A 21,447-nucleotide genomic window follows, 5' to 3' on the forward strand; every position below is an offset into this window, starting at 1 on the left:
GCGGCCAAGCCCGACAGTCCGTTCTTTCCATGACCCCTTTGATCGAGGGCCGCGGAACGTGCCGTGGCTGGCGATACACTGAGCGGCCATGCGCGGCTATCGCCTCCCCCGACATTGCACGACCGCGTTCCTCGTGGTCCTGTCGCTGCTGTTCTCGCAACTGGCGCTGGCAAGCTATGTCTGTCCCGGGGCAGCGGACACGGCATCGACGGCCGGGATGGCGATGGCGCCGGGCGAGCCTTGCGAGGGCATGGACACCGCCCAGCCCCTGCTGTGCCACCAGCATGCCGCCGACATGTCGCTGTCGTTCGAACCGGTGAAGGCCGCCACGCCTTCGCTGCCTGCCATCGTGCAGGTATTGGCCGTGCCGCTGGTGCTGGCAGCGCTGGCCGAGCCGCTCCCGCGCCAGGCACTGCCCGAGCGGCAGCATCCGCCGCCTGATCCTGTTTTTCTTGCGACTCTCAGACTTCGCGTCTGACCCCTCCGTCGACTGACCGGTGCTGGTGCGGCGCGTCCGCTTGCCAGCGATTGCCTCGTTCGTCCGCGGAGTTGTCATGTCCATTTTCTTTTCCCGCGCAACCGCCTTGGCGGTTGTGCTGCTGCCGTGCCTTGCGACGGCCGCGCCCCTGTCGCTCGACGCCGCGCTGGAGCTGGCCGCCCGGCGCTCCGAGACGGCACGCGCCGCCCGCGCCGGGGTGCGGAGCGCCACCGAAGCGGCGCAGGCCGCGGCCCAGCTTCCCGATCCCGTGCTGCGCGTGGGCATCGACAACCTGCCCGCGACCGGGCCGGACCGCTTCCACACCGCGCGCGAACCGATGACGATGAAGCGCATCGGCATCAGCCAGGAATGGCTGTCCGCCGACAAGCGCGCGGCGCGCCAGGCCGCTGCCGATGCGGCGGTCGGACGCGAAAGGGTGCAGGCGCAGGTGGCCGCGGCCGAGACCCGCCTGCAGACCGCGCTCGCATACCTGGACGCCTTTTACGCCGGCGAAAGCCTGAAGCTCGCCGTGCTGGCGGAACACCACGCGCATGAAGAGCTGGAAGCTTCGCGTGCGCGCCTGTCGTCGGCCGCCGGCAGCAGCCAGGAGGCGCTGGCAATGGCAGGTGCAAAGGGCGTCTCGGAAGACGAGGCGGCGGACATCCGGCAGCAGCAGAACGCCGCGCGCGTGGCGCTCGAACGCTGGGTGGGCGTGCAACCCGACGAGCTGATGCCCGTCGGCGAGCTTCCCTTGCCCGCTGAAGACGCCTATGTGGCCGGGCACGCCACGGTGGCCGCGCGGCAGCGCGACGTCGACGTGGCCCGGCAGGCGGCGGCGGTCACGGCGTCCAACCGCAAGCCCAACTGGACCTGGGAGCTCGCCTACGGCCAGCGCACCGGCTATTCCGACGTGGTGTCGGTCGGCGTGAGCATTCCGCTGCCCGTGGCACCCGGCGAACGGCAGGACCGCGACACCGCCGCCAGGCTGGCGCTCGTCGAAAAGGCCGAAGCCGATCTGGCCGAGGCCACCCGCGTCGCCGGTGCCGAATACCGCGCACTCGCGAGCGATGCCGAGCGCCTGCGGCAGCGCATCGAGCGCTATCGCGCCGGTGTCGTCGTTCCCGCCGGCCAGAGGACGGCCGCCGCGATGGCGGCCTACCGCTCCAACCAGGCGAGCCTCGCTGCGCCGTTCGAGGCGCGGCATGCCGAACTCGAAGCGCAGCGCAAGCTGCTGGCGCTGCAGCGCGATCTCGCGCGGACCCGAATCCAACTGGCCTTCCGGCCGCTCACTGCCGAGGTGGCGCAATGAACCGAAAACTCACCGCGGGCGTGTTGCTGCTGGCCGCCCTGCTGCTCGCCACCGGTGCCTTCTACCTGGGCTGCAAGACGGGCCAGGCCGCGGATGCCTCGATCGCGGCCGCCGCTCCCGATGGCCGCAAGGTCCTCTACTGGCATGACCCGATGGTGCCTGGCCCGCGCTTCGACAAGCCCGGCAAGTCGCCGTTCATGGACATGCAACTCGTGCCCGTGTATGCCGACAGCGCCACCGGTGCGGCTGGCGACGCGGGCGTGAAGATCAGCCCCGCCGCGCAGCAGAACCTCGGCATCCGGTATGCGAAGGTGCGGCGCACCGACGCGTCGTCCTCGTTCGAAGCCATCGGTTCCGTGCAGTTCGACGAACGGCTCAATGCCGCGGTGCAGACCCGCGTGGCCGGCTACGTCGAGCGCCTGTCGGTTCGCGCACCGATGGAGCGCGTGCGCAAGGGCCAGGCCCTGGCCACCCTCTTCGCGCCCGACTGGCTCGGGCCGCAGAACGAGTGGCTTGCGCTCAGGCGCGCGGGCGTTTCGCCCGATCTCGTTGCGGCGGCCCGCGCCCGCATGCGGGCGCTGTCGATTCCCGCCGAACTCATCCGGCGCAGCGAGGAAAGCGGCACAGCGCAGGCGCGCTACGTGCTCACCGCGCCGGTCGATGGCGTGGTGGCCGAGCTGGGCGTGCGCGAAGGCGTCGCGGTCACGCCCGGCATGACGCTGTTCCGCATCGCGGGCCTGCAGAAGGTCTGGGCGGTGGCCGAGATTCCGGAGGCGCAGGCGCTTGGCCTCGCGCGCGGGCAGAAGGCCAAGGCCGTTCTGCAGGCCGACGCATCGCAGTCGTTCGACGGTGCGCTCGACGAGATCCTGCCCGAGATCAGCACCGCCACCCGCACCTTGAAGGCCCGCTTCGAGGTCGACAACACCAAGGGAAAACTCGCGCCCGGCATGCTGCTGCGGCTGCAGGTGGCGGGGCCCGCGAGCAACCGGCTGGTGGTGCCTTCGGAGACGGTGATCCGCACCGGCCGGCGCGCCGTCGTCATCGTGCGCAAGGCCGACGGTGCCTTCGAGCCGCGTGACGTGTCGCCGGGCGCGGACCTGGGCGACGACACCGAGGTCGTCTCGGGCTTGTCCGAGGGCGAAGAGGTGGTGGCCAGCGGCCAGTTCCTGATCGACTCGGAGGCGCGGCTGCGCTCGGTGCTCGGCAACATGGCGGCACCCGCGGCCGCACCGGGCGCAAGCGCCCCGGCACCGGCCGTGGTGACTCACCAGGCCGAAGGCAAGGTCGAGAGCGTGGCGCCCGACGGCATCACCATTTCGCATGGGCCGGTCGCGACGCTCCAGTGGCCCGCGATGACGATGGGCTTCGGCAAGGCCGCGCCCAGCGCATTCCCCGAGATCAAGCCGGGCGACCCGGTGCGCTTCGAGTTCAGGGAAGGCGGCGCCATGGGCTACGAGCTGGTCTCCATCCAGCGACTGCAATCGGGCGCCACGAAATGATCGCCGCCCTGATCCGCTGGTCGGTCGGCAACCGCTTCCTGGTGCTGATCGCGACCCTGTTCCTGGTGGCCGCGGGAGGTTGGTCGGTGGCGCATACGCCGCTCGATGCCCTGCCCGATCTCTCGGACACGCAGGTCATCATCCGCACGCCCTACCCCGGAAAGGCACCCCAGGTGGTCGAGGACCTGGTCACCTATCCGCTCACCACCACCATGCTCAGCGTGTCCGGCGCCAAAACCGTGCGCGGCTATTCCTTCTTCGGCGACTCGTTCGTCTATGTGCTGTTCGACGACAAGACCGATCCGTACTGGGCGCGCTCGCGCGTGGTGGAGTACCTCAACCAGGTGCAGGCCAGGCTTCCCGCGGGCGCGAGCGCATCGCTCGGCCCCGACGCGACGGGCGTGGGCTGGGTCTACGAGTACGCGCTGGTCGACCGCACGGGCACGCGCGACATCGGGCAGCTGCGCGCGCTCAACGACTGGTTCCTCAAGTTCGAGCTCAAGACCGTGCCCGACGTGGCCGAGGTGGCCAGCATCGGCGGCATGGTGCGGCAGTACCAGGTGGTGCTCGACCCCGACCGCATGCGCGCGCTCGGCATCACGCAGGCGGCAGTGGTGGAGGCCCTGCAGAAGGGCAACCAGGCCTCGGGCGGCTCGGTGGTGGAGCTTGCCGAGGCGGAGTACATGGTGCGCTCGCGCGGCTACCTGCGCTCGCTCGATGATTTCCGGACCATCCCGCTCGCAGTGACGGGCGCCACGCCGGTGCTGCTGCGCGACGTGGCCACCGTGCGGATCGGCCCCGAGATGCGCCGCGGCATCGCCGAGCTGGACGGCGAAGGCGAAGTGGCCGGCGGCGTGGTCGTCATGCGCTCGGGCAAGAACGCGCGCACGACCATCGAGGCCGTCAAGGCGAAGCTCGAGGCGCTCAAGCCGGGCCTGCCGCCGGGCGTGGAGATCGTGCCCACCTACGACCGGTCGCTGCTGATCGACCGCGCGGTGGAGAACCTTCGCTCCAAGCTCGTCGAGGAGTTCGTCGTGGTGGCGCTGGTCTGCGCGGTGTTCCTGTTCCACCTGCGCTCGGCGCTGGTCGCTGTGGTGGCGCTGCCCATCGGCGTGCTGGCCGCGTTCGTGGTCATGCACTGGCAAGGGGTCAACGCCAACATCATGTCGCTGGGCGGCATCGCGATTGCCATCGGCGCGATGGTGGACGGCGCGATCGTCATGGTGGAGAACGTGCACAAGCACATCGAGGCCTTCGAGGCCGCGCAGGGCCGGCCGCCCGCGGTGGCCGAGCGCTGGCGGCTGGTGGCCGATGCGTCCGTCGAGGTGGGGCCGGCGCTGTTCTTCTCGCTGCTGGTGATCACACTGTCCTTCGTGCCGGTGTTCTCGCTCGAGGCGCAGGAGGGGCGGCTGTTCTCGCCGCTGGCCTTCACCAAGACCTACGCCATGGCGGCCGCGGCGGGCCTGTCGGTCACGCTGATCCCGGTGCTCATGGGCTACCTGGTCCGCGGGCGGATTCCGCATGAAGCCGCCAACCCGGTGAACCGCTTGCTCATGGCGGCCTACCGGCCCGCGCTGGAGCTGGTGCTGCGCTTTCCCAAGGGAACGCTCTTCGTTGCCGCCGTGCTGCTGGCCCTCACCGCGGTGCCGATGATGCGGCTCGGCGGCGAGTTCATGCCGCCGCTGGACGAAGGCGACCTGCTCTACATGCCGTCGGCGCTGCCCGGGCTTTCGGTGTCGAAGGCGTCCCAGCTGCTGCAGCAGACCGACCGGCTGATCAAGACGGTGCCCGAGGTCGAGCGCGTGTTCGGCAAGGCGGGACGCGCGGACACGGCCACCGATCCAGCGCCGCTCGAGATGTTCGAGACCACCATCCAGTTCAAGCCTCGGGCGCAATGGCGCGCGGGCATGACGGCCGACAGGCTGGTCGAGGAACTGGACCGCGCCGTCAAGGTGCCGGGCCTCAGCAACGTGTGGGTGCCGCCGATCCGCAACCGCATCGACATGCTGGCCACGGGCATCAAGAGCCCCGTCGGCATCAAGGTGGCCGGGGCGGATCTGGCCACCATCGATGCGCTGACCACCCAGATCGAAGCCGCGGTCAAGGGCGTTCCCGGCGTGTCGTCGGCCCTGGCTGAGCGGCTCACCGGCGGGCGCTACATCGATGTCGATGTCGACCGGCTCGCGGCAGCGCGCCATGGCCTCTCGGTGGCGGACGTGCAGGCCGTGGTGTCCACGGCCATCGGCGGCGACAACGTGGGCGAAGTCATCCAGGGGCGCGAGCGCTATCCGATCAACCTGCGCTATCCGCGCGAGGTCCGCGACTCGCTCGAGCGCCTGCGGCAGCTGCCCTTCGTCACGGCCAGGGGCGCGCAACTGCTGCTGGGCGATGTCGCCAACATCCGCATCGAGGACGGTCCGCCGATGCTGCGCAGCGAGAACGCGCGGCTGTCGGGCTGGGTCTATGTGGACGTGCGCGGGCGCGACCTGCGCTCCGCCGTCACCGACATGCAGGCAGCTGTCGGCCGCGCCGTGAAGATGCCCGCGGGCTACGCGGTGTCATGGTCCGGGCAGTTCGAATACCTGGAGCGCGCAACCGAGCGGCTGAAGCTGGTCGTGCCGGCGACGCTGGCGGTCATCTTCGTGCTGCTCTACTTGCTGTTCAGGTCGTTCGGCGACGCGGCGCTGGTGATGGCGGCCGTGCCGTTCTCGCTGATCGGCGGTTTCTGGCTGGTCTGGGCCATGGGCCACTCGGTCTCCGTCGCCACGGCGGTGGGCTTCATTGCGCTGGCCGGCGTGGCGGCCGAGTTTGGCGTGGTGATGCTGGTCTACCTGAAGAACGCGCTGGCGCGGCGCCTGGCCGCCGGCGAGCCGATGGACGACCAGACCCTGCGCACCGCCATCCGCGAAGGCGCCGTGCTGCGCGTGCGGCCCAAGGCCATGACGGTGGCCGTCGTCATGGCGGGCCTGCTGCCCATCCTCCTTGGCAGCGGCACCGGCTCGGAAGTGATGACGCGCATTGCCGCGCCCATGGTGGGCGGCATGGTCACCGCGCCGCTCTTGAGCATGCTGGTGGTTCCGGCTGCGTGGTATTTGCTGCGTCGCCGAGGGAGTGCCGTGAGATCCGACAAGCAAATACACTAACGGCAATCCGTTCCTTCAATCAGAACTCCATTCCGTGCCCGGCCGTCCTTTCGCTCATCAAAGAAACACCTGCCGTTAGCGTATTTCCTATGCCGTCGCTTCCCCTCTTCTCCGAACCCTCCGGTGAATCGCATCAGGCGGCGTTTGCCAGCTGGCTGGCCGCGCAGCAAGAAAACGGCGCCTTGCGGCAGCCCTCTTCCATCGCGGTCTATCGCGACATGTGGGGCAGTTTCACGGCCTGGTGCCTCGGCCAGTCGCCCGCGGTGACGCTTGCGTCGCTGGACAAGGGCGACCTGTCGGCGTTCCAGCAGGCGCGCTTCGGCATGAAAAGCGACGACCTGTCGCTGTCGCCGCGCTATGCGCTGCGCCTGCTTCGGCTGATCGACCGGGTGCTGCGCCACCATGCACAGACGCACGACGTTCCCGTCAACACCGCCGCCGCGGACTGGATCGCAACGCAGCCGGAGATTCGCTATGCGGATTCGGTGCGGGCCGATCCGCTGCCGGAATTCCTCTCGGTCTCCGAGGCCCGGCATCTCATCGTCTTTCTCTCGAGCGCCCGGCCACGTCCCGGCGCGGCAGGCGACCGGCATGCCCAGGCCGCGCTGAGCTGGCAGGCGCTGCGCAACCGCACGGCCGTTGCCCTGCAGCTGGGCGCGGGGCTCACGCCCGGAGACGTCCGCCTGCTGCGGCTCGATGCGCCCACATCGCAGATGGCCGGCCGGCGCGATCGGCCCTGGAAGGTGGCGGTGCCGGGCAACGGCAATTCGCCGGCGCGCGAGGCACCGGTCGCTCCCTGGGCCGGCGAACTGCTGCAGCACTGGCTCAAGGTACGCGCCGAGCTGTTGATCGCGGGCGAGTTCCTGTTCCCGGCCACGCGCTCCGGCAAGCCCTGGAGCAAGGAGGCGCAGTACGTTGCCGCCAAGCAGGTGCTGCAGGATGCGGGCATCGAGGCCGCCGGCGGCGGCTCCTTCCTGCTGCGCCACACCTTTGCGCTGCGCCAGTTGCGCAGGGGCGCCACGCTCGATCAGGTGGCGCGCTGGCTCGGCGTGGAGCCCGAGGCGATGGGCAAGTACCAGCGCGTGCTCACCGGTCCGGCCGAGATCGTCTGACGATCAGTCTTCGGGCCGGCTCCACAGCCAGATCGCGACCGCCGCCATGAGCACCGGCGCGCCGATCTTCACGGCGATGGGTGCGGCGGCGGCCAGCAGCACGGCCGAGCTCAGCGCCATCATGGCCGTCGCGGTCCATTTCGCGCGGCGCGGCACCGCTCCGCGTTGGCGCCACTGGCGGATGTGCTTGCCATAGCGGGGGTGCCCGAGCAGCCAGTCTTCGAGCGCGGGCCAGCCGCGCCCGGCAGCCCAGGCGGCCGCGAGCAGGAACGGCACCGTCGGCAGAACGGGAAGAAAGGCGCCGATCAGGCCGAGGGCGACGAACACCAGCGCCAGCGCGCGCCAGAGCAGTCTTGCGACGGGGCCGGCCGGCCTCATGAAGAAAGGCACCCTTCGGGGCGATCCGCCGGAAGTTGCGAAAGAGGCATCGGCGCATCCTAAGCCAAGGCTGCTCGAGAGCCGCCGACGGCCATGCGTGATCTGAACCCCGTTCTCCGACAAAATCGGGGTATGAAGGAGATCGACAACCTGTTCGGCAAGGAGCCTCGCGCGCTGGAAGATTGGCGCGGCAGCGTGGCAGATGCCATGGCAAGGCGCGACGTGCAGGTCGACCAGGCCATCGACACGCTTCGCCGTGCAGCCGGCGGTGCCGCCGCCAGCGTCGCCGCCTTGATGCACGCCGTGAGCCCGGAGGCTTCGCACCGGCCGGCGAGCCCGGCCGCCGCCAGGACGGAGGACCCCGCCGGATTCACGACTCTTGCCGAGCAGCTGCACGGCATTGCGCTCCAGCTGCGCGAGCTCGAATCTTCGGTGCGCAGCCTGCTGACGCGCACGCGCAAGGACCCGGCGTTGGACGAGTGAAAAAAGAGGGCTACCCGATGTCCGCCCGCGGACCCGGCCTCGATTCGCCATCCCGCTCCCAGTAACCGCCGTTCATCAGGTTCTCGCGCACCATCGCGCGGGCGCGATGCAGCCGGCTCTTCACGGCCTGCACGCTCAGGCCCAGGCTTGCCGCGACTTCGGGGGCGGTCAGTTCCTCCACATCGCGCAGGATCAGCGCGACGCGATAGGCCTCCGGCAGCGCGGCAATCGCTTTCGCAAGGTCGAGGCGCAGGTCCGTGGGAATCGGTGGCGCGGCCAGTTCCTCTGCCAACGGCGCTGGAAGGGGCGCCTTGGCGGCACCGCGCTTGAAGATCCGGTAGCACTCGCGCTCGACGATGCGGAACAGCCAGCTGGCAAAGGCCGCCACGGTGCCGAGCGTGCCGATCTTGCGGTGCAGCTGCCACAGCGCCACCTGCACCGCATCCTCGGCGTCCTCGCTGTTCGAGCAGGTGCGGCGCGCGAATCGCCGGAGGTCGGGTTGGCAGGCGCGCAGCAATTGCGACAGCGCCCGCTCGTCCCCGGCGCAGGCGGCTTCGATCAGCGCGGCGGACGCGCCGATCATCGGGCCGGGTCCGCGGCCTTCCGGCCGAGCATTGCGCAGGCGGGACAGAACCCGACGATGGCCGTGGCCGCGAGCATTCCCGCGGTGCCGAACCCCAGCATGCGAAGCGTCCCGGCGGGCAGGAAGTAGAAAGCGCCGAGGGCGGCGATGACGCCGAGACACAGCCGAACTGCGCGCTCCCATGACGGGAGGTTGCGCTTGAGATGAAACATGGTGCGGGCTCCGGTGATTGTTGACCCTTGCATGGAGGCCACTCCAGGGCCAAAAGGATTCGGCGCCGAAAAGAATTCCGCAGGACTTTTTCTATGGCCCGGCCGTGTCCCCCGCCTGGTCCTTGCCGCCGAGGGCGCCGCGCGTCTCCAGCATGCGCCGCGTCTTCTCCAGTTCGCTCTGCAGCTGCTCGGCGTTCCAGCAGGTGCGTTAGTTCGCGGCCATGATCTTGCCGGAGAACGTAGGCGGACCAGGCAGCGTGCACATCGCGCAAGGTCTTCCAACGGTCGCGGTCCGGGAGCGCCGGCAGAATCGGCGCCGGCGAGCGACGGCCCATCAGACGCCAGCGCAGCATGTCCCGGCGGCAGTGCCGGAGATTCGCCAGACGGTGCCTGGCGAATCGGCCAGGTCAGGGAGGACGAGCGCGTCTGGCGCGGGTTGCGCTCGATCAGCTGCTCGCTGTAGCCCCGCCCGCTGGCGGCGAGTGCATCGACTTCGGATACCGACGACATCACGGCCAACTTACTAGCCATAGCGAATGTCGGCACGCCTGCCCCAAACCGCGGCAATGTCATGCCTTGGTCCACGTGCATTGCATCTGGGTCGGCCAGGTGCTGATCGATCCGGTACTCGGAAAGAACCTCATCGAGGGCTTCATCGGGCAATTCCACCTCCGCCGCCACGAGCCCGCTCAGAACGAAATGTTGCCAACCTGGTAGCGTCTCGCCCCAGGCAGACAGTGCATCGAAGATGCTGAACGTTGGTGAGTCATGGGGCCGCCTCCCTCAACCCGAGTGCGCGCAGCCAGGCGTCGACCTGACCGAAAGCATCCTGCTGCCACTGCTCCGGACTGCGATCTCCGAGGACATCCGTTTCTTCGACGAAGCGACGTACACATGTCGGCCCAAAGCCCTCGACGGTGTCGAACTTACCCGCAATGAAGCCGTACCCCTCCGCGCCGCTGGCATGACCGAGCAACGGGCGGCACTCCTCGGCGAGCGCCTCTGGGCCTCCCGGGTAGTTGCGGACGCAGTAATAGATGTCGTAGGCGTCCTTCTGTTTGTAGCGTCCTTCGATTGCATGACCCTTCATTGCCAGAAGCGCTGGGATCGAGCAGACGGCGATCTCGACGCGGTTCGTCCCGCCAGCCGGCATCGAACCGGTGATCGCCACCAACCGATAGAAGTGAAGGGCCAGATCGGCACCGTCCGCTCTTTGCACTGCAAAGTCGCTGATCAGAGGCGGCACGTTCTTGACGATCTCGGCGTTACGGGGCATCAGGAAGTCGACAATGACGTCAATCGGAGTACCGCCGTCCTGGGTAGGAACTTCGCGAACGAGCTGAAAGCGTCGGAGTTCGCGGCGCTGCTCATAGCCGTGGCCCTGTAACGCCTCAATGAGCATGGCATATTCGCCGTCGCCTAGTGCGCCTGCGTCCAGGCCGAGATCCACATCCAGCGTGCCGACGTGCGGCATGTCTTGGTTATCGAGCAGCAACCACGGTACAGCGCCGCCGACGATGGCGAACTTGCCCTTGAAGCTCCCAAGGATCTGACCAATCTCGACAAGCACCGTTTTGACGGCCGCTGTCGTGCGGTCGTCGTAGTCGGCGGCGGACTGTGGCTCGCCCTGCGTCATTTCGGCCATGTCAGCCATTCTTTTCGTAGATGCTCGGCTGCTTCCCGCCCTCGCTCCCCGGCCGCAGCGAGATCGAGGTACGTCTGGACCGGGCTGGTGCAGATGACGCCAGGTGCTGGCTCCACTGTATCGCGGAAGACACCGAGGTCCTTGAGCACAGTCACAGTCACGTTCTCGCCTTTCGAAGTCGACGACAGCTTCAGGCCCGCGAGCAAATGTTCAAGGCCCGCATCGTCCGCGTAGAAATACTGCATTCCCGTGCGGCCATATGGGGCGAGCCACTGCGCTGCAGAGAAAGACGCCAATATCGCCCGACCGGCTTCGCGATCCGCATGCAAAACCCGCCGCGCAGCCGCCTCCAACGGACCACCGTGCAAGGTCGTGTAGAAGTTCATTCGCGGGCCAGCCGGTGGTTCGTAGGCGTCGCGCCACTCGTCCAAAAGCGCGTCGGGCTCAGACAAGTGCATGCCTTCGTCGGATATTTGCGCCCACTCACGATCGAGCAGGCCGGTGCGCACATTGCTCACATGGCCCAAGCTGACATCGGCGACCTGAGCGAGCTCCGTGACGCGCCACGCTCGGTTGGGATCACGAAGCATTGCGCGCAGCACCTGTGCTGACTTCGGCTTGAACAGCGATTTGAGCTCCCGCCGCTCGGCAACTGGCTTGCTGGCAACTTGGCGCTCGATGAAGATGCCGTCAAAGACTAAGCGGGCATTGCCCTCGAAATCGAGAAACCCGACTTCCTGCTCGCGACAGAGTGCTTGGGCTTCCGGGGTCAGATACGGTGCGATAAAAACCGGCGTGGCGTCTGGTGCCTGATGAGCGATGTAATGGCGCAACTGAAGCAATGCCATTCGAACATGGCGCGGCTGCCCACTCGACTTCACTTCGCAAACCAGGACACGCCGCGCGCCCGACACGTCGATGTGCGCCACGATATTGATCCCGAAGTGGGGATCCCGGGTCCCGTGCTCAATGTCCAGCAGTTGGATCGCTGACACCTGTTCGAGCAGCGTTCGGAGGGCGTCCGCAGCTTGGCAAGCTACCTCTTTCATCGACTCGATCGCTTTCAACATTCGCTGAAAGTAGCCTTTTTGGTGAAAATGTCAAGAAATTTCATCGGCAAAGCTAATTTCAGCAAGCGCTGAAACACCCTATTGGTGAAAATTGCTTGTTCGAGGTTCGGACCTGCGTCCAAAGTGAGCGTGGCCTTTCGAGATGCCCCAGGGCTCATGGCGTCGTTAGTACGATCAGTGCTGAAGCAATCCGCTGTGGCAGGACCCGATTTCTGGCGCTCTCCATACCAGATGCGGACCTCGCCTGAATACCAACACGCACCCAGGCGTGTCCTCTCAAGCCATCCTTGACTCTCTTTGAATCGCCCCGGATTGTGGGGCTCAAAGCTCTCGGGAGAGGATTGAGCCATGAAGAAGTCGAAGAAGTTCTCACCCGAGGTGCGTGAGCGCGCGGTGACGCTAGTGCAGGAGCACCGTGGGAAAACCCATTGCGATCGGCCGCGATCATCACCAAGGCGACCACGAGTGCGCTGGAAGGCAGGAAGGCGATCGGCGTGCCGGACTGGCAGTTGAACCTGGGCGCGGAATGGGACATGCTGTTCCTTCCGGGCCTGACGCTCACGGGCCGCATGATCCACACGGGCAAGACCGCCGTCGATCCTGCCAACACCCTGCACATCCCCGGCTGGAATCGTTTCAATGCCGGCGCGCGCTATGCGACGCGGCTCGGCGGCAAGCCCGTCACCTTCCGCATGAACGTGGAGAACCTGTTCGACAAGGACTACTGGGGCACGTCGGCCGCGGGCTACCTGTTCGTCGGTTCGCCGCGCACGCTGAGCCTCTCGGCCAGCATCGACTTCTAAGACCCGGCCGACGCGGCGCATGGATGTGCGCCCACAGGGCGGCGTTCGCCCGGCGGGCAGATTGGCGCTCACGCATGCCAGAGCACCACCAGAAGCCACCGCCGAAGAAAGCGAAGCCGACGACGCGGGCCGCCGTCCGCAAGCAACGCACCCGCGCCGCCTCTGAAGCACCCGTTGACCGCGTGCTGCACGAGGTGTTCGGCCATCGGCGGCTGCGGCCCGGGCAGCGCCGCGTGATCGATCGCGTGGTCGGCGGCGAATCGACGCTCGCCGTCATGCCCACGGGCGCCGGAAAATCGCTGTGCTACCAGGTGCCCGCGGTGCTCGCGCCGGGGCAGACGGTGGTGGTCTCGCCGCTGATCGCGCTCATGAAGGACCAGTGCGAGAAGCTGAACGCGACGGGCGTGAGCGCCGTGCAGCTCAACAGCCAGTGCACCGCACAGGAGATCGACGACGCACAGGCCGCCATTGCCGACGGTTCGGCGCGCGTGATCTTCAGCACGCCGGAGCGCCTGGCCGACGCCGATTTCCTCGCGCTGCTCCAGCGGCACCCGACCTCCTTGCTCGTGGTCGACGAGGCGCATTGCATCTCGCAGTGGGGGCACGACTTCCGGCCCGCCTACCTCGAGCTGGGCGCGGCGGTGCGCGCGCTGAACCATCCGGTGGTGCTGGCGCTCACGGCCACGGCAAACGGCGAAGTGGCCGGGGAGATCATGGAGAAGCTCGGCATTCCGCGCGCCGGCCTCGTCGACACCGGCGCGTACCGGCCCAACCTGCACTACGCGGTCGAGCCGGCGATGCGCGAGGAAGACAAGCTGCGGCGCGCGCTCGCGCTGGTGGCGGGCCTCAAGGGCAGCGGCATCGTCTACACCGCCACGGTGAAGGCGGCCGAGGCGTTCTTCGCCGAACTGGCGGCCGCCGGCGAGTCCGCGGGCCTGTACCACGGCCGGCGGCGCGCCGGCGAACGGCGCGCCGCACAGGACGCGTTCATGGCGGGCAAGCTGCGCGTGATGGTGGCCACCAATGCCTTCGGCATGGGGGTCGACAAACCGGACATCCGCTTCGTGCTGCACTACCAGATGCCCTCCAGCCTCGATGCCTACTACCAGGAGTCGGGCCGCGCCGGCCGCGACGGCGAGCGCGCCGACTGCATTCTTCTGTACCTGCGGCGCGACCGCGCCGTGCAGCAGTTCTTCCTGGCCGGCTGGCTGCCCGAGTTGGCCGAACTGCGTGCGCTGCAGCAGCAGCTGCTGCCGATGCCGAACGCAGCCGCGGCACCGGGCTGGAGCGAGGCGCAGCTCCAGCAGCGCGCGCGCCTGCCGCGCGGCAAGCTTCGCGTGCTGCTGAGCCTGCTGCGGCAGCAAGACCGGGTGGCGCGCGACCGCGAGGGACGGCTGCACTGGCGCGGGAAGCCGCCCCTCGAAGACGCCGAACTCGATGCGCTTCTGGACGAACACCGCGAGAAGCGCGAGCAGGACCGCGAGGCGCTGGAACGCATGACCTTCTATGCGACGACCGGCCTGTGCCGCTGGCAGGTGCTTCTGTCGGGCCTTGGAAGCGATGCGCTCGCGCAGCGCTGCGGCGCCTGCGACAACTGCGTGCGGCTGGCCCGCCACGAGCGCGAGCGCCGCGCGGCTGCGCGAGACGCGGCAGCAAAGGAAGAAGCAGACCCGCCGCAGCACGCCGCCGCTTTTGCCCGGGGAGCGTCGGTGCGCGTGCCGCGCTATGGGGTCGGATGCGTCACGGCCGCCGATGCGGTCTCCGTGACGATCGAATTTCCCGACGGCAGCCAGCGCTGCTTCCGGCCCGAGTTCGTGCGCCCGGTGCCCGCGCTTCGCCGGGCCTGAGGCCGGCGCGCAGCGCGAAAGCCTACTTGCCCGCGATCACGTGCCGCTTGTGCAGCGAGCTCGAAGCGTTCATGCCGGCGTCTTCGTCGACACCGATGCCCAGCCGGTCCACCAGCTCTCCGCCGAGCCAGGCCGTGACCATGGCAAGGGCCGCGCCTGCGAAGGACCAGGCCATCTGGCCCAGTTGCGGCGCATAGTCGCGGTCGCGCAGCAGAAAGCTCGCAACGAACAGCAGCAGGACGAGCACGTTGCCCCCGCCGTGCATGGCGCCGATGCGCTTGGCCCTGGTGCCCGAAGGAATGGCCAGCCAGTCGAGGGTTCCGAAAGGCGCGGCGAGCACGCCGCCCACCAGGCCGGCCGCGATCAGCCAGTATGAAACGGCGGCCATGACCTGGCTGTGTCCCGCCAGGTAGATGATGTCGAACACCACCGCAGTGGCGAGCAGCCCGAGCGGAAACACCACCAGCATCTGGTGCACCGAGTGGCCAAGGAAACGGACTCTTGCATGCATGGGATCACCTCCATTGCCTGAACCCCGCCATCTGAGCGGCAGCCGCAACCGGTCCCGCGCAAGCAAGTGCCGCCAGTGCGGGTCGGTACTTTCCTACTCGCCGGCTGCCGTCTCACAAGCGCAAGGGAAAAATTCAAACTCTCTTTATCGGCGCTGGATGACGCTCTGCAGTTGGCAACGCATCAGGCTGCGCGACATGGACAAGTTCTTCGCATCCTTCGCCAATGCCACGGCGCGCGCGGCCGGCAGTCCGATTGCATTCCTGATCTGTGTCGCGCTGGTCGTTGCCTGGGCGGCGGCGGGGCCCTTCTTCCATTTTTCCGAGAACTGGCAGCTGACCATCAACACCGGCACCACCATCGTCACCTTCCTGATGGTGTTCCTGATCCAGAACACGCAGAACCGCGACGGGGCGGCACTTCAGACCAAGCTCGACGAGCTGATCCGGTCATCGAACGCCGGCGACGAGTTCATGGGCATCGAGAAGCTCACTGACAAGGAGCTGGCCGAGCTGCACGAGAAATGCGAAGCGGCCGCCAAGAGAAGCCATGCCGCGCTCGACCGCACCCGCAGCGAGCGCGCACGGCGCGGCCACGGGGGCGCCCCCCAGGAAGGCGCTCAACCAACAGAAAGCAAAGCATGAAGAAATCCATCTGGAAACTGTATGGCTATGGCTGGGTCACGCTCGGCTTCTTCCTGGTGTCGCTGGTGGGCCACTGGGTCTTCGGCTGGTTCGCCTATGTGGACGAGCAGAAGCACTTCGGCGTGCCGCCGGAGGTGTCGGGCTACCTGATCCAGATGTCGAGGGACACGCTGGAGAACTGGCAGTCGGAGTTCCTGCAGCTGCTGTGGCAGATCGGCGGCCTGGCCTTCCTGCTCTATGTCGGCTCGCCGCAGTCCAAGGAAGGCGACGACCGCATGGAAGCCAAGATCGATGCGATCCTGGCGGCGGTCGACCCGAAGAACGCCGATGTCCTGATCGACGAGATCGACCGCGAATACGCCGGCCGGCACACCGACCTGCGCTGGACCAGGATGGCGAAGAAAGACGCATCCTGACGTGACGGCGGCGCGCGCGGCGCCGCCGCCGCCATGCGTCAGGAGCCGATGACCTGCAGGTCGCCGCTCGCGCCGAGCAGCTGGCGCACCTGCTGCGCGAGCGAGCCGAAGATGCGCCCCGCAAGGCTGGGCTCGTCGCGCCCGAAGACGATGCGGTCGCAGCCGAAGTCGCGGGCCGCCGCAACGATGGTCTCGGCGCTGCGGCCGATCGCCACGGTGCTGCTGCAGGACACGCCCGACATCGCGAGCAGGTTCTGCGCGAACTGCAGTTCCTCGGCGCCCGCGCTCTGCTGCAGCTCGCGCAGCTCCTGCGGGTCGAAGAACATCGCGACGTGGCCGGAGACCACGGGTTGCACCCGCAAGAGCCGCACAGCCGCCGGCTCCTGCCGGCAGATGCGCACGACCTGCTCGATGGCCGCGCGCGTGCGGGCCGGCTCGGTCGGGTCGATGGGGACCAGAATGCGCCGTCTCACGCCGACACCTGCTTCAGGCCGACTGGTTGGCGGGTTCCGGCTGCTGTTGCCGGCTGGTCAGCCACTTGCCGATCGCCACGACGGAGATGGCGCCGATCGCGGGCACGATCGTGTGCAGCGCATGCTGGCTCGCGGCCCAGCCGGCGATCGACGGATCCGACATCGCCATTTCGCCGGCCACCCAGCCCAGCAGGGCGGCACCGAGCGTGATGATGATCGGGAAGCGGTCCATCAGCTTGAGGATCAGCGTGCTGCCGAAGATGATCAGCGGAATGCTGATCACGAGGCCGAACACCAGCAGCGGCACGTTGCCCTTGGCCGCGGCGGCAACGCCGACGACGTTGTCCAGGCTCATGACCAGGTCGGCGACCACGATGGTCTTGATGGCCGCAGCCAGGCTCGAATGGCCTTCCAGGTTCTCTTCGCCGTCATCGCCCTTGAGCAGGCCGATGCCGATCCAGAACAGCAGCGCGGCGCCCACCAGCTTGAGGTAGGGCAGCGTCAGCAGGTAGACCGCAAAGAAGGTCAGCACCACGCGCAGCACGATGGCGCCCATGCTGCCGAACAGGATCGCCTTCTTCTGCTGGGCAGGCGGCAGCGAGCGGGAAGCCATCGCGATGACGACGGCGTTGTCGCCGCTCAGGACGATGTTGATCAGGATGATCTGCGACAGGGCAATCCAGAAATCCGGACTGGTCAAAAACGACATGGGGGGTGTCTCCTCGAAGTGGACGCGGAACCACGGCGGTTCCGACGTGTTCGAGGCTACGGGCCGGCGCTGTCACCTTTCTGCCGGCTGGCTGTCAGCCACATGTCCCCCAGCTGTCAGCCAGCTTACAGGGCCGGCCTGGGCGGCACTGTTCAGGCTTGGCGCAGCGGGAAGAAGACGCTGAAGGTGTTGCCCACGCCGTCGATGTCTTCTTCCAGCGTGATGCGCGCGCCGTGCAGCGTGGCGATCTCGCTGACGATCGCCAGGCCCAGGCCGCTGCCGTCCTCCTGCGTGCCGAGCAGGCGGTGGAAGCGCTCGAAGATGCGCGCGCGCTCCTCCACCGGCACGCTGGGACCGTCATCGCTGATGGCCAGGCGGCACTGGTCGCTGTCGCTCTGGCCCACCTGCACGGTCACGCGGCCGCCCGCCTGGCTGTAGCGCACCGCGTTGTCGATCAGGTTGTTGATGAGCTCGCGCAGCCGGTCGCGGTCGGCGTTGATCACCAGCGGATGCTCGGCGCCTTCGAAACCCAGGTCGATGTCGCGCTTGAGCGCCTGCGGCACCCAGTCCATGCTGACCTCCAGCGCGTAGGCGTTCAGGTCCAGCGGCTGCAGCTGCATGGCGTCGAGCGCGCCGGGCTCGTTGCGCGCGAGCGAAAGCAGCTGGCGCACCAGCCGCGAGAGCCGGTCGGCGCTGATGTAGAGCTGCGCAAGCGAATGGCGCACGCGCTCGGGGTCGCTCTCGCGCAGCGCCAGTTCGATCTGCGCCTTCAGGCCGCTCACGGGCGTCTTCAGCTGGTGCGCGGCGTCGGCCACGAAGCGGTTCTGGAAATCGAAGGTGCGGCCGAGCCGCGCCATCAGCTCGTTGACCTCGTCCACCAGCGGCCGCACCTCGCCCGGCACGTCGTGGATGTCGATCGGGCTCAGGTCCAGGTGCGAGCGGTCCGACACCGCGCGGCGCAGCCGCTGCAGCGGCTCGAGCCCGCGCGAGATGCCGAACCAGACCACCGCCGTGGCCATCACGATCAGCAGCAGCTGCGGCACCACCACGTTGGCCAGCATCTCCCACGCAAGATGGGTGCGCTTGTGCAGCGTTTCGGCCACCTGCACCTGCACCATCGGCGCCTCGGGGTTGCCGCCGATGGGCATCGAGGCCACCAGCATCCGCACCGGCTCGCCCCGCACCGTGTCGCGGTAGAAGCGCGGCCTGGCGGGGTCGCCGGGGCGCGGCGGCGGCATTTCTTCATCGCCGCCCAGCGCCTTGCCGTCCTCGCTGGCCACGCGGTAGAAGAGCAGGTCGTCCTGGTCGAGCAGCAGGATGTTGCCCGCGGCCTCGGACAGGTCGAGCCGCGGCTGCAGGCCGTCGAGCTTCACGTGCAGCACGATCTCGCGCCCGATCTCGTACAGCGCGCGGTCGTAGGCGAGGTTGGAAAAACGCAGCGAGTTCCAGTAGGCGGCGCCGGTGTCCAGCACCAGCAGCACGGCCAGCGGACCGAGCAGCCAGGCCAGCAGCTTGCGCTGCAGCCTGGGCTCAGGTTTGCGCATCGCCGCGGTCCATCAGGTAGCCCATGCCGCGCACGGTGCGGATCTCGCATCCGAGCGGCTCGAGCTTCTTGCGCAGCCGGTAGACGTTGACCTCGATCGCGTTGTCGCCGACCTCGTCGCCCCATCCGTAGAGATGGTTGACCATCTGCTCCTTGCCCACTACGCGACCCTCGCGCATCATCAGCAGCTCCAGCACGGCGAGCTCGCGCGGCGACAGGTCCAGCGGCTTCTTGTCGTAGAACACGCGCCGGCCCACCGTGTCGAAGCGCAGCAGGCCGTGCTCGAGGTACGGCGTGGAATTGGTGCTTCGGCGCAGCAGCGCGCGCACGCGTGCTTCCAGCTCCGGCAGGTCGAAGGGCTTGGCCAGGTAGTCGTCGGCGCCCAGGTCGAGCCCGCGCACGCGGTCCTGCAGGGTGTCGAAGGCGGTCAGCATCAGCACCGGCATGGTGGACTTGCGGGCGCGCAGCCGCCGCAGCACGTCCAGCCCGCTGAGCTTGGGCAGGCCGATGTCGAGGATCGCCAGGTCGTAGATGCCGAGCGCGAGCGCATGGTCGGCCTCTTCGCCGGTGGAGACGATGTCCACCGCGTGGGCGGACTGCACCAGCGCGCGCGAGAGCGCGTCGGCCAGCACCTTGTCGTCTTCCACCAGCAGTATCCGCATTGATTCTCGCCCCGGCCGTATGCAGCCGAATATGCTAACCGCAATGCCCGGGGAGACGGGGCAACTCAGGAGCAGCTGTAGCTCGCGGCCAGGTTGGGGTCGCCCGAGGTGTGGTTCGCCTTGAGCGGATAGAGGCACAGCGGGCGCGACTTCACGGCCGGAAAGCTGGCGCTGGCCACCGTCGCCACTTCCACGCGCGCCGGCGGCTCGATGCCCTTTTCCACCCAGGCGGTCAGCAGTTCGTAGAGCTGCGCGTTGGTCGGCAGCGGAGGATTCGCATTGGCATTCGACGTGCCGTTGCTGAAGCCGTGGCCCATGCCGGGAACGAGGTAGAGCCGGTAGAAGCCCTGCGTGGCCGCCACGCCGCCCATCTGCGCGGCGACGCGGCTGTAGTAGTTGATCGTGCCTTGCGGCGGGATCAAGGTGTCGGCCAGGCCGTGATAGGAGATCAGCTTGCCCTTGCGGTCGCGGAACGCGCTCAGGTCGGCGCTGTCGGTGTTGATGTTGGCGAACGCGCCTTGCAGCGCCACGCCGCGGTCCCAGGCGTTGGCGAGCTGCGCGTACGTGAGCGATTTCCAGCGGTCGGCGCCATTGCCGGTGGCGTTGAGGAAGCTGGGCGTCGCGATCGTCGGATCCTGCAGTTCGAGCGCGACCATGTCGCTGGAGATGGGGAATGGCGTGGCGCCGGCCAGGCCCATGAGGCTGGCGCCGCGCGCCAGTCCGTACCACTTCTGCGCAGGCGCAGTGGCGGCCGCGAAGCCGTTGTCGGCCGCGGGGCTGGGCACCGAGCCGTCGGCCGTCTGGCCGTACCAGAACTTGTTGAACGCGAGCGCCTGGGCCGGGCTCACGCAGCCTGCGGTGGCGTTGCTGCCGCCATCGGCGGTGCAGATCACGGCCGCGTCGATGGTCGGGTCGTAGCGGCAGGCGGCAGGGTCCGGCACATAGCCCAGGTGAACGCCGCCGACCATGTCGCAGGCGTTGATCGCGGCATTCGAGACCGTGGTGTGCTGGTCCGCCGTGATCGCCACGCCGCCCAGGTCGCGCTGGACCACGATCTGCGGATAGAGCTCGGTCGTGATGAACCGGGTCCAGTTGTTGGCGGGCGCGCCGGCCAGGATGCCGTCGAAGTCGGCGGGGTTGGCCTGGGCCTCCTTGAGCCCCTGCCGCCCTCCTGTCGAGAAGCCGTTCCAGTAGGCGTACTTCGCGTCTTCGCCGTAGTAGGCCTTGGCCAGCGCCTTGGTCTTGACGGCCATCTCGTGGATGCCGCGCTCCGAGAAGTCCTTCCACAAAATCGTGTTGACGGTGCCGTCGGGGTTCATCGCGAAGGAGCCGTTGCTGATGGCATGGCCGGTGTCTGTGGTGGCGGAAACGGCACCCTCCACGCCCGCGGTGTCGCTGGCCGAACCGGCGCTGCCGGAGACCGGCGTGATGCCGGTGAGGATTCCATGGGTGCCGCCGGCCCAGCCGCCGCCGCCCTTCACATGGATGCGCCTGTTCCAGTTGGCCGCCGTGGGCAGCCAGATCTCGATGCCGATGCCTGGCGAGGTGGAGGGCGCGCCGGCCACGCCCGGGTTGCCCGGGCCGACATTGAGCTTGACGAAGCACAGGTCGTTCTGCGCGATGGGCGTGCTCGGCGATGCGGCGCCCGTCAGCAGCAGCGCCTCCCCTTTCTTGAAGGCCTTGACCAGCAGCACCGTGGTCGACGCATCGGGCGCGAAGCGGGTCTTCATGCTGTCGTCGCAGGCCAGCTTCTGCGCTGGCGGTGCGCCGGTGTCCGGCGGAACGCCCACGATGGGAAAGCCGCGAGGGCCACCGCTGCCTCCGCAGGCCGTGACGAGTGCTGCAATGCAGCAGAAAGTGGCGGCTTTGGAAGCGCCTGATCTTTTGACGGCCATCGTGGTCTCCAGACTGGAAATAAACTGCAGATG

At 68.1% G+C, this 21,447-nt stretch carries 21 protein-coding genes; 10 read left to right on the forward strand and 11 right to left on the reverse strand.

Features of this window, described 5'->3' with window-relative positions:
• The first annotated feature begins 88 nt into the window (after positions 1-88).
• From AC1DMS_RS02985 to AC1DMS_RS03005, 5 genes are all read left to right on the forward strand, one after another.
• Positions 89-478 carry a hypothetical protein gene (locus AC1DMS_RS02985; protein ID WP_369664626.1) on the forward strand — a complete coding sequence of 130 codons (390 nt, stop codon included), beginning with the start codon at positions 89-91 and terminating at the stop codon, positions 476-478.
• A gap of 76 nt (positions 479-554) precedes the next feature.
• Positions 555-1,787, forward strand: coding sequence for a TolC family protein (locus AC1DMS_RS02990; RefSeq protein ID WP_062365296.1), 1,233 nt, complete (start codon positions 555-557; stop codon positions 1,785-1,787).
• Positions 1,784-3,286 (forward strand): efflux RND transporter periplasmic adaptor subunit, encoded by a 1,503-nt coding sequence (locus AC1DMS_RS02995; protein WP_478131843.1) that lies wholly within the window; start codon positions 1,784-1,786, stop codon positions 3,284-3,286. The genes AC1DMS_RS02990 and AC1DMS_RS02995 overlap by 4 nt, the downstream gene beginning before the upstream one ends.
• A complete protein-coding gene (locus AC1DMS_RS03000) occupies positions 3,283-6,429 on the forward strand; it encodes an efflux RND transporter permease subunit (RefSeq protein WP_369664629.1) in 3,147 nt (1,048 codons plus the stop codon). Before AC1DMS_RS02995 ends, AC1DMS_RS03000 begins: the two co-directional genes overlap by 4 nt.
• Positions 6,430-6,518: 89 nt before the next feature.
• Positions 6,519-7,541, forward strand: a complete 1,023-nt coding sequence (locus tag AC1DMS_RS03005) for a tyrosine-type recombinase/integrase (RefSeq protein ID WP_018906962.1) — start codon at positions 6,519-6,521, stop codon at positions 7,539-7,541.
• Positions 7,542-7,544: 3 nt separating this feature from the next.
• Here AC1DMS_RS03005 and AC1DMS_RS03010 read toward each other — a convergent pair whose 3' ends face one another.
• Positions 7,545-7,919 carry a YbaN family protein gene (locus AC1DMS_RS03010; RefSeq protein WP_369664630.1) on the reverse strand — a complete coding sequence of 125 codons (375 nt, stop codon included), beginning with the start codon at positions 7,917-7,919 and terminating at the stop codon, positions 7,545-7,547.
• A gap of 132 nt (positions 7,920-8,051) precedes the next feature.
• Here AC1DMS_RS03010 and AC1DMS_RS03015 point away from each other — a divergent pair, with 132 nt between their 5' ends.
• Positions 8,052-8,402 carry a hypothetical protein gene (locus AC1DMS_RS03015; protein ID WP_062365292.1) on the forward strand — a complete coding sequence of 117 codons (351 nt, stop codon included), beginning with the start codon at positions 8,052-8,054 and terminating at the stop codon, positions 8,400-8,402.
• 10 nt (positions 8,403-8,412) lie between these two features.
• Here the strand turns inward: AC1DMS_RS03015 and AC1DMS_RS03020 are convergent, their stop codons facing one another.
• The 4 genes from AC1DMS_RS03020 to AC1DMS_RS03035 all read right to left on the reverse strand — a co-directional run bounded on the left by AC1DMS_RS03020 (position 8,413) and on the right by AC1DMS_RS03035 (position 11,912).
• Positions 8,413-8,985, reverse strand: a complete 573-nt coding sequence (locus AC1DMS_RS03020) for an RNA polymerase sigma factor (RefSeq protein ID WP_062365291.1) — start codon at positions 8,983-8,985, stop codon at positions 8,413-8,415.
• Positions 8,982-9,197 (reverse strand): YgaP family membrane protein, encoded by a 216-nt coding sequence (locus AC1DMS_RS03025; protein ID WP_018906958.1) that lies wholly within the window; start codon positions 9,195-9,197, stop codon positions 8,982-8,984. Before AC1DMS_RS03025 ends, AC1DMS_RS03020 begins: the two co-directional genes overlap by 4 nt.
• A 766-nt stretch (positions 9,198-9,963) precedes the next feature.
• The gene (locus AC1DMS_RS03030; protein ID WP_062365290.1) at positions 9,964-10,842 is read right to left on the reverse strand and encodes a hypothetical protein; all 879 of its coding nucleotides are present in this window, start codon (positions 10,840-10,842) and stop codon (positions 9,964-9,966) included.
• Positions 10,830-11,912: a type IV toxin-antitoxin system AbiEi family antitoxin gene (locus AC1DMS_RS03035; protein WP_062365289.1), complete on the reverse strand. Its 1,083-nt coding sequence runs from the start codon at positions 11,910-11,912 to the stop codon at positions 10,830-10,832. Before AC1DMS_RS03035 ends, AC1DMS_RS03030 begins: the two co-directional genes overlap by 13 nt.
• Positions 11,913-12,340: 428 nt before the next feature.
• Between AC1DMS_RS03035 and AC1DMS_RS03040 the strand changes: the two genes are divergently transcribed.
• Together AC1DMS_RS03040 and AC1DMS_RS03045 are read left to right on the forward strand one after the other, a co-directional pair.
• Complete coding sequence (locus tag AC1DMS_RS03040; protein ID WP_018906954.1) at positions 12,341-12,715, forward strand: TonB-dependent receptor domain-containing protein; 375 nt, start codon at positions 12,341-12,343, stop codon at positions 12,713-12,715.
• Between the two features lie 74 nt (positions 12,716-12,789).
• Complete coding sequence (locus AC1DMS_RS03045) at positions 12,790-14,562, forward strand: RecQ family ATP-dependent DNA helicase (protein WP_062365288.1); 1,773 nt, start codon at positions 12,790-12,792, stop codon at positions 14,560-14,562.
• A 22-nt stretch (positions 14,563-14,584) separates the two neighbouring features.
• On the opposite strand, the gene AC1DMS_RS03050 is transcribed toward AC1DMS_RS03045, so the two are convergent.
• A complete protein-coding gene (locus tag AC1DMS_RS03050) occupies positions 14,585-15,073 on the reverse strand; it encodes a DUF2231 domain-containing protein (RefSeq protein ID WP_018906952.1) in 489 nt (162 codons plus the stop codon).
• Positions 15,074-15,269: 196 nt separating this feature from the next.
• Here AC1DMS_RS03050 and AC1DMS_RS03055 point away from each other — a divergent pair, with 196 nt between their 5' ends.
• Together AC1DMS_RS03055 and AC1DMS_RS03060 are read left to right on the forward strand one after the other, a co-directional pair.
• On the forward strand, positions 15,270-15,716 hold the full coding sequence (locus tag AC1DMS_RS03055; RefSeq protein WP_062365423.1) for a low affinity iron permease family protein: 447 nt from the start codon (positions 15,270-15,272) through the stop codon (positions 15,714-15,716).
• Entirely contained in the window at positions 15,713-16,132 is a 420-nt protein-coding gene (locus AC1DMS_RS03060) for a DUF6766 family protein (protein WP_015866315.1), read from the forward strand. The genes AC1DMS_RS03055 and AC1DMS_RS03060 overlap by 4 nt, the downstream gene beginning before the upstream one ends.
• 38 nt (positions 16,133-16,170) lie before the next feature.
• Here AC1DMS_RS03060 and AC1DMS_RS03065 read toward each other — a convergent pair whose 3' ends face one another.
• From AC1DMS_RS03065 to AC1DMS_RS03085, 5 genes are all read right to left on the reverse strand, one after another.
• Positions 16,171-16,605: a universal stress protein gene (locus AC1DMS_RS03065; RefSeq protein ID WP_369664631.1), complete on the reverse strand. Its 435-nt coding sequence runs from the start codon at positions 16,603-16,605 to the stop codon at positions 16,171-16,173.
• A 13-nt stretch (positions 16,606-16,618) separates the two neighbouring features.
• Entirely contained in the window at positions 16,619-17,314 is a 696-nt protein-coding gene (locus AC1DMS_RS03070) for a TerC family protein (RefSeq protein ID WP_015866313.1), read from the reverse strand.
• A 152-nt stretch (positions 17,315-17,466) separates the two neighbouring features.
• Complete coding sequence (locus AC1DMS_RS03075; protein ID WP_062365286.1) at positions 17,467-18,858, reverse strand: sensor histidine kinase; 1,392 nt, start codon at positions 18,856-18,858, stop codon at positions 17,467-17,469.
• On the reverse strand, positions 18,845-19,519 hold the full coding sequence (locus AC1DMS_RS03080) for a response regulator (protein WP_015866311.1): 675 nt from the start codon (positions 19,517-19,519) through the stop codon (positions 18,845-18,847). Before AC1DMS_RS03080 ends, AC1DMS_RS03075 begins: the two co-directional genes overlap by 14 nt.
• A gap of 65 nt (positions 19,520-19,584) precedes the next feature.
• On the reverse strand, positions 19,585-21,414 hold the full coding sequence (locus AC1DMS_RS03085) for a tannase/feruloyl esterase family alpha/beta hydrolase (RefSeq protein ID WP_062365285.1): 1,830 nt from the start codon (positions 21,412-21,414) through the stop codon (positions 19,585-19,587).
• Positions 21,415-21,447: the final 33 nt, after the last annotated feature.

The organism is Variovorax sp. 05T418, from assembly GCF_056396385.1.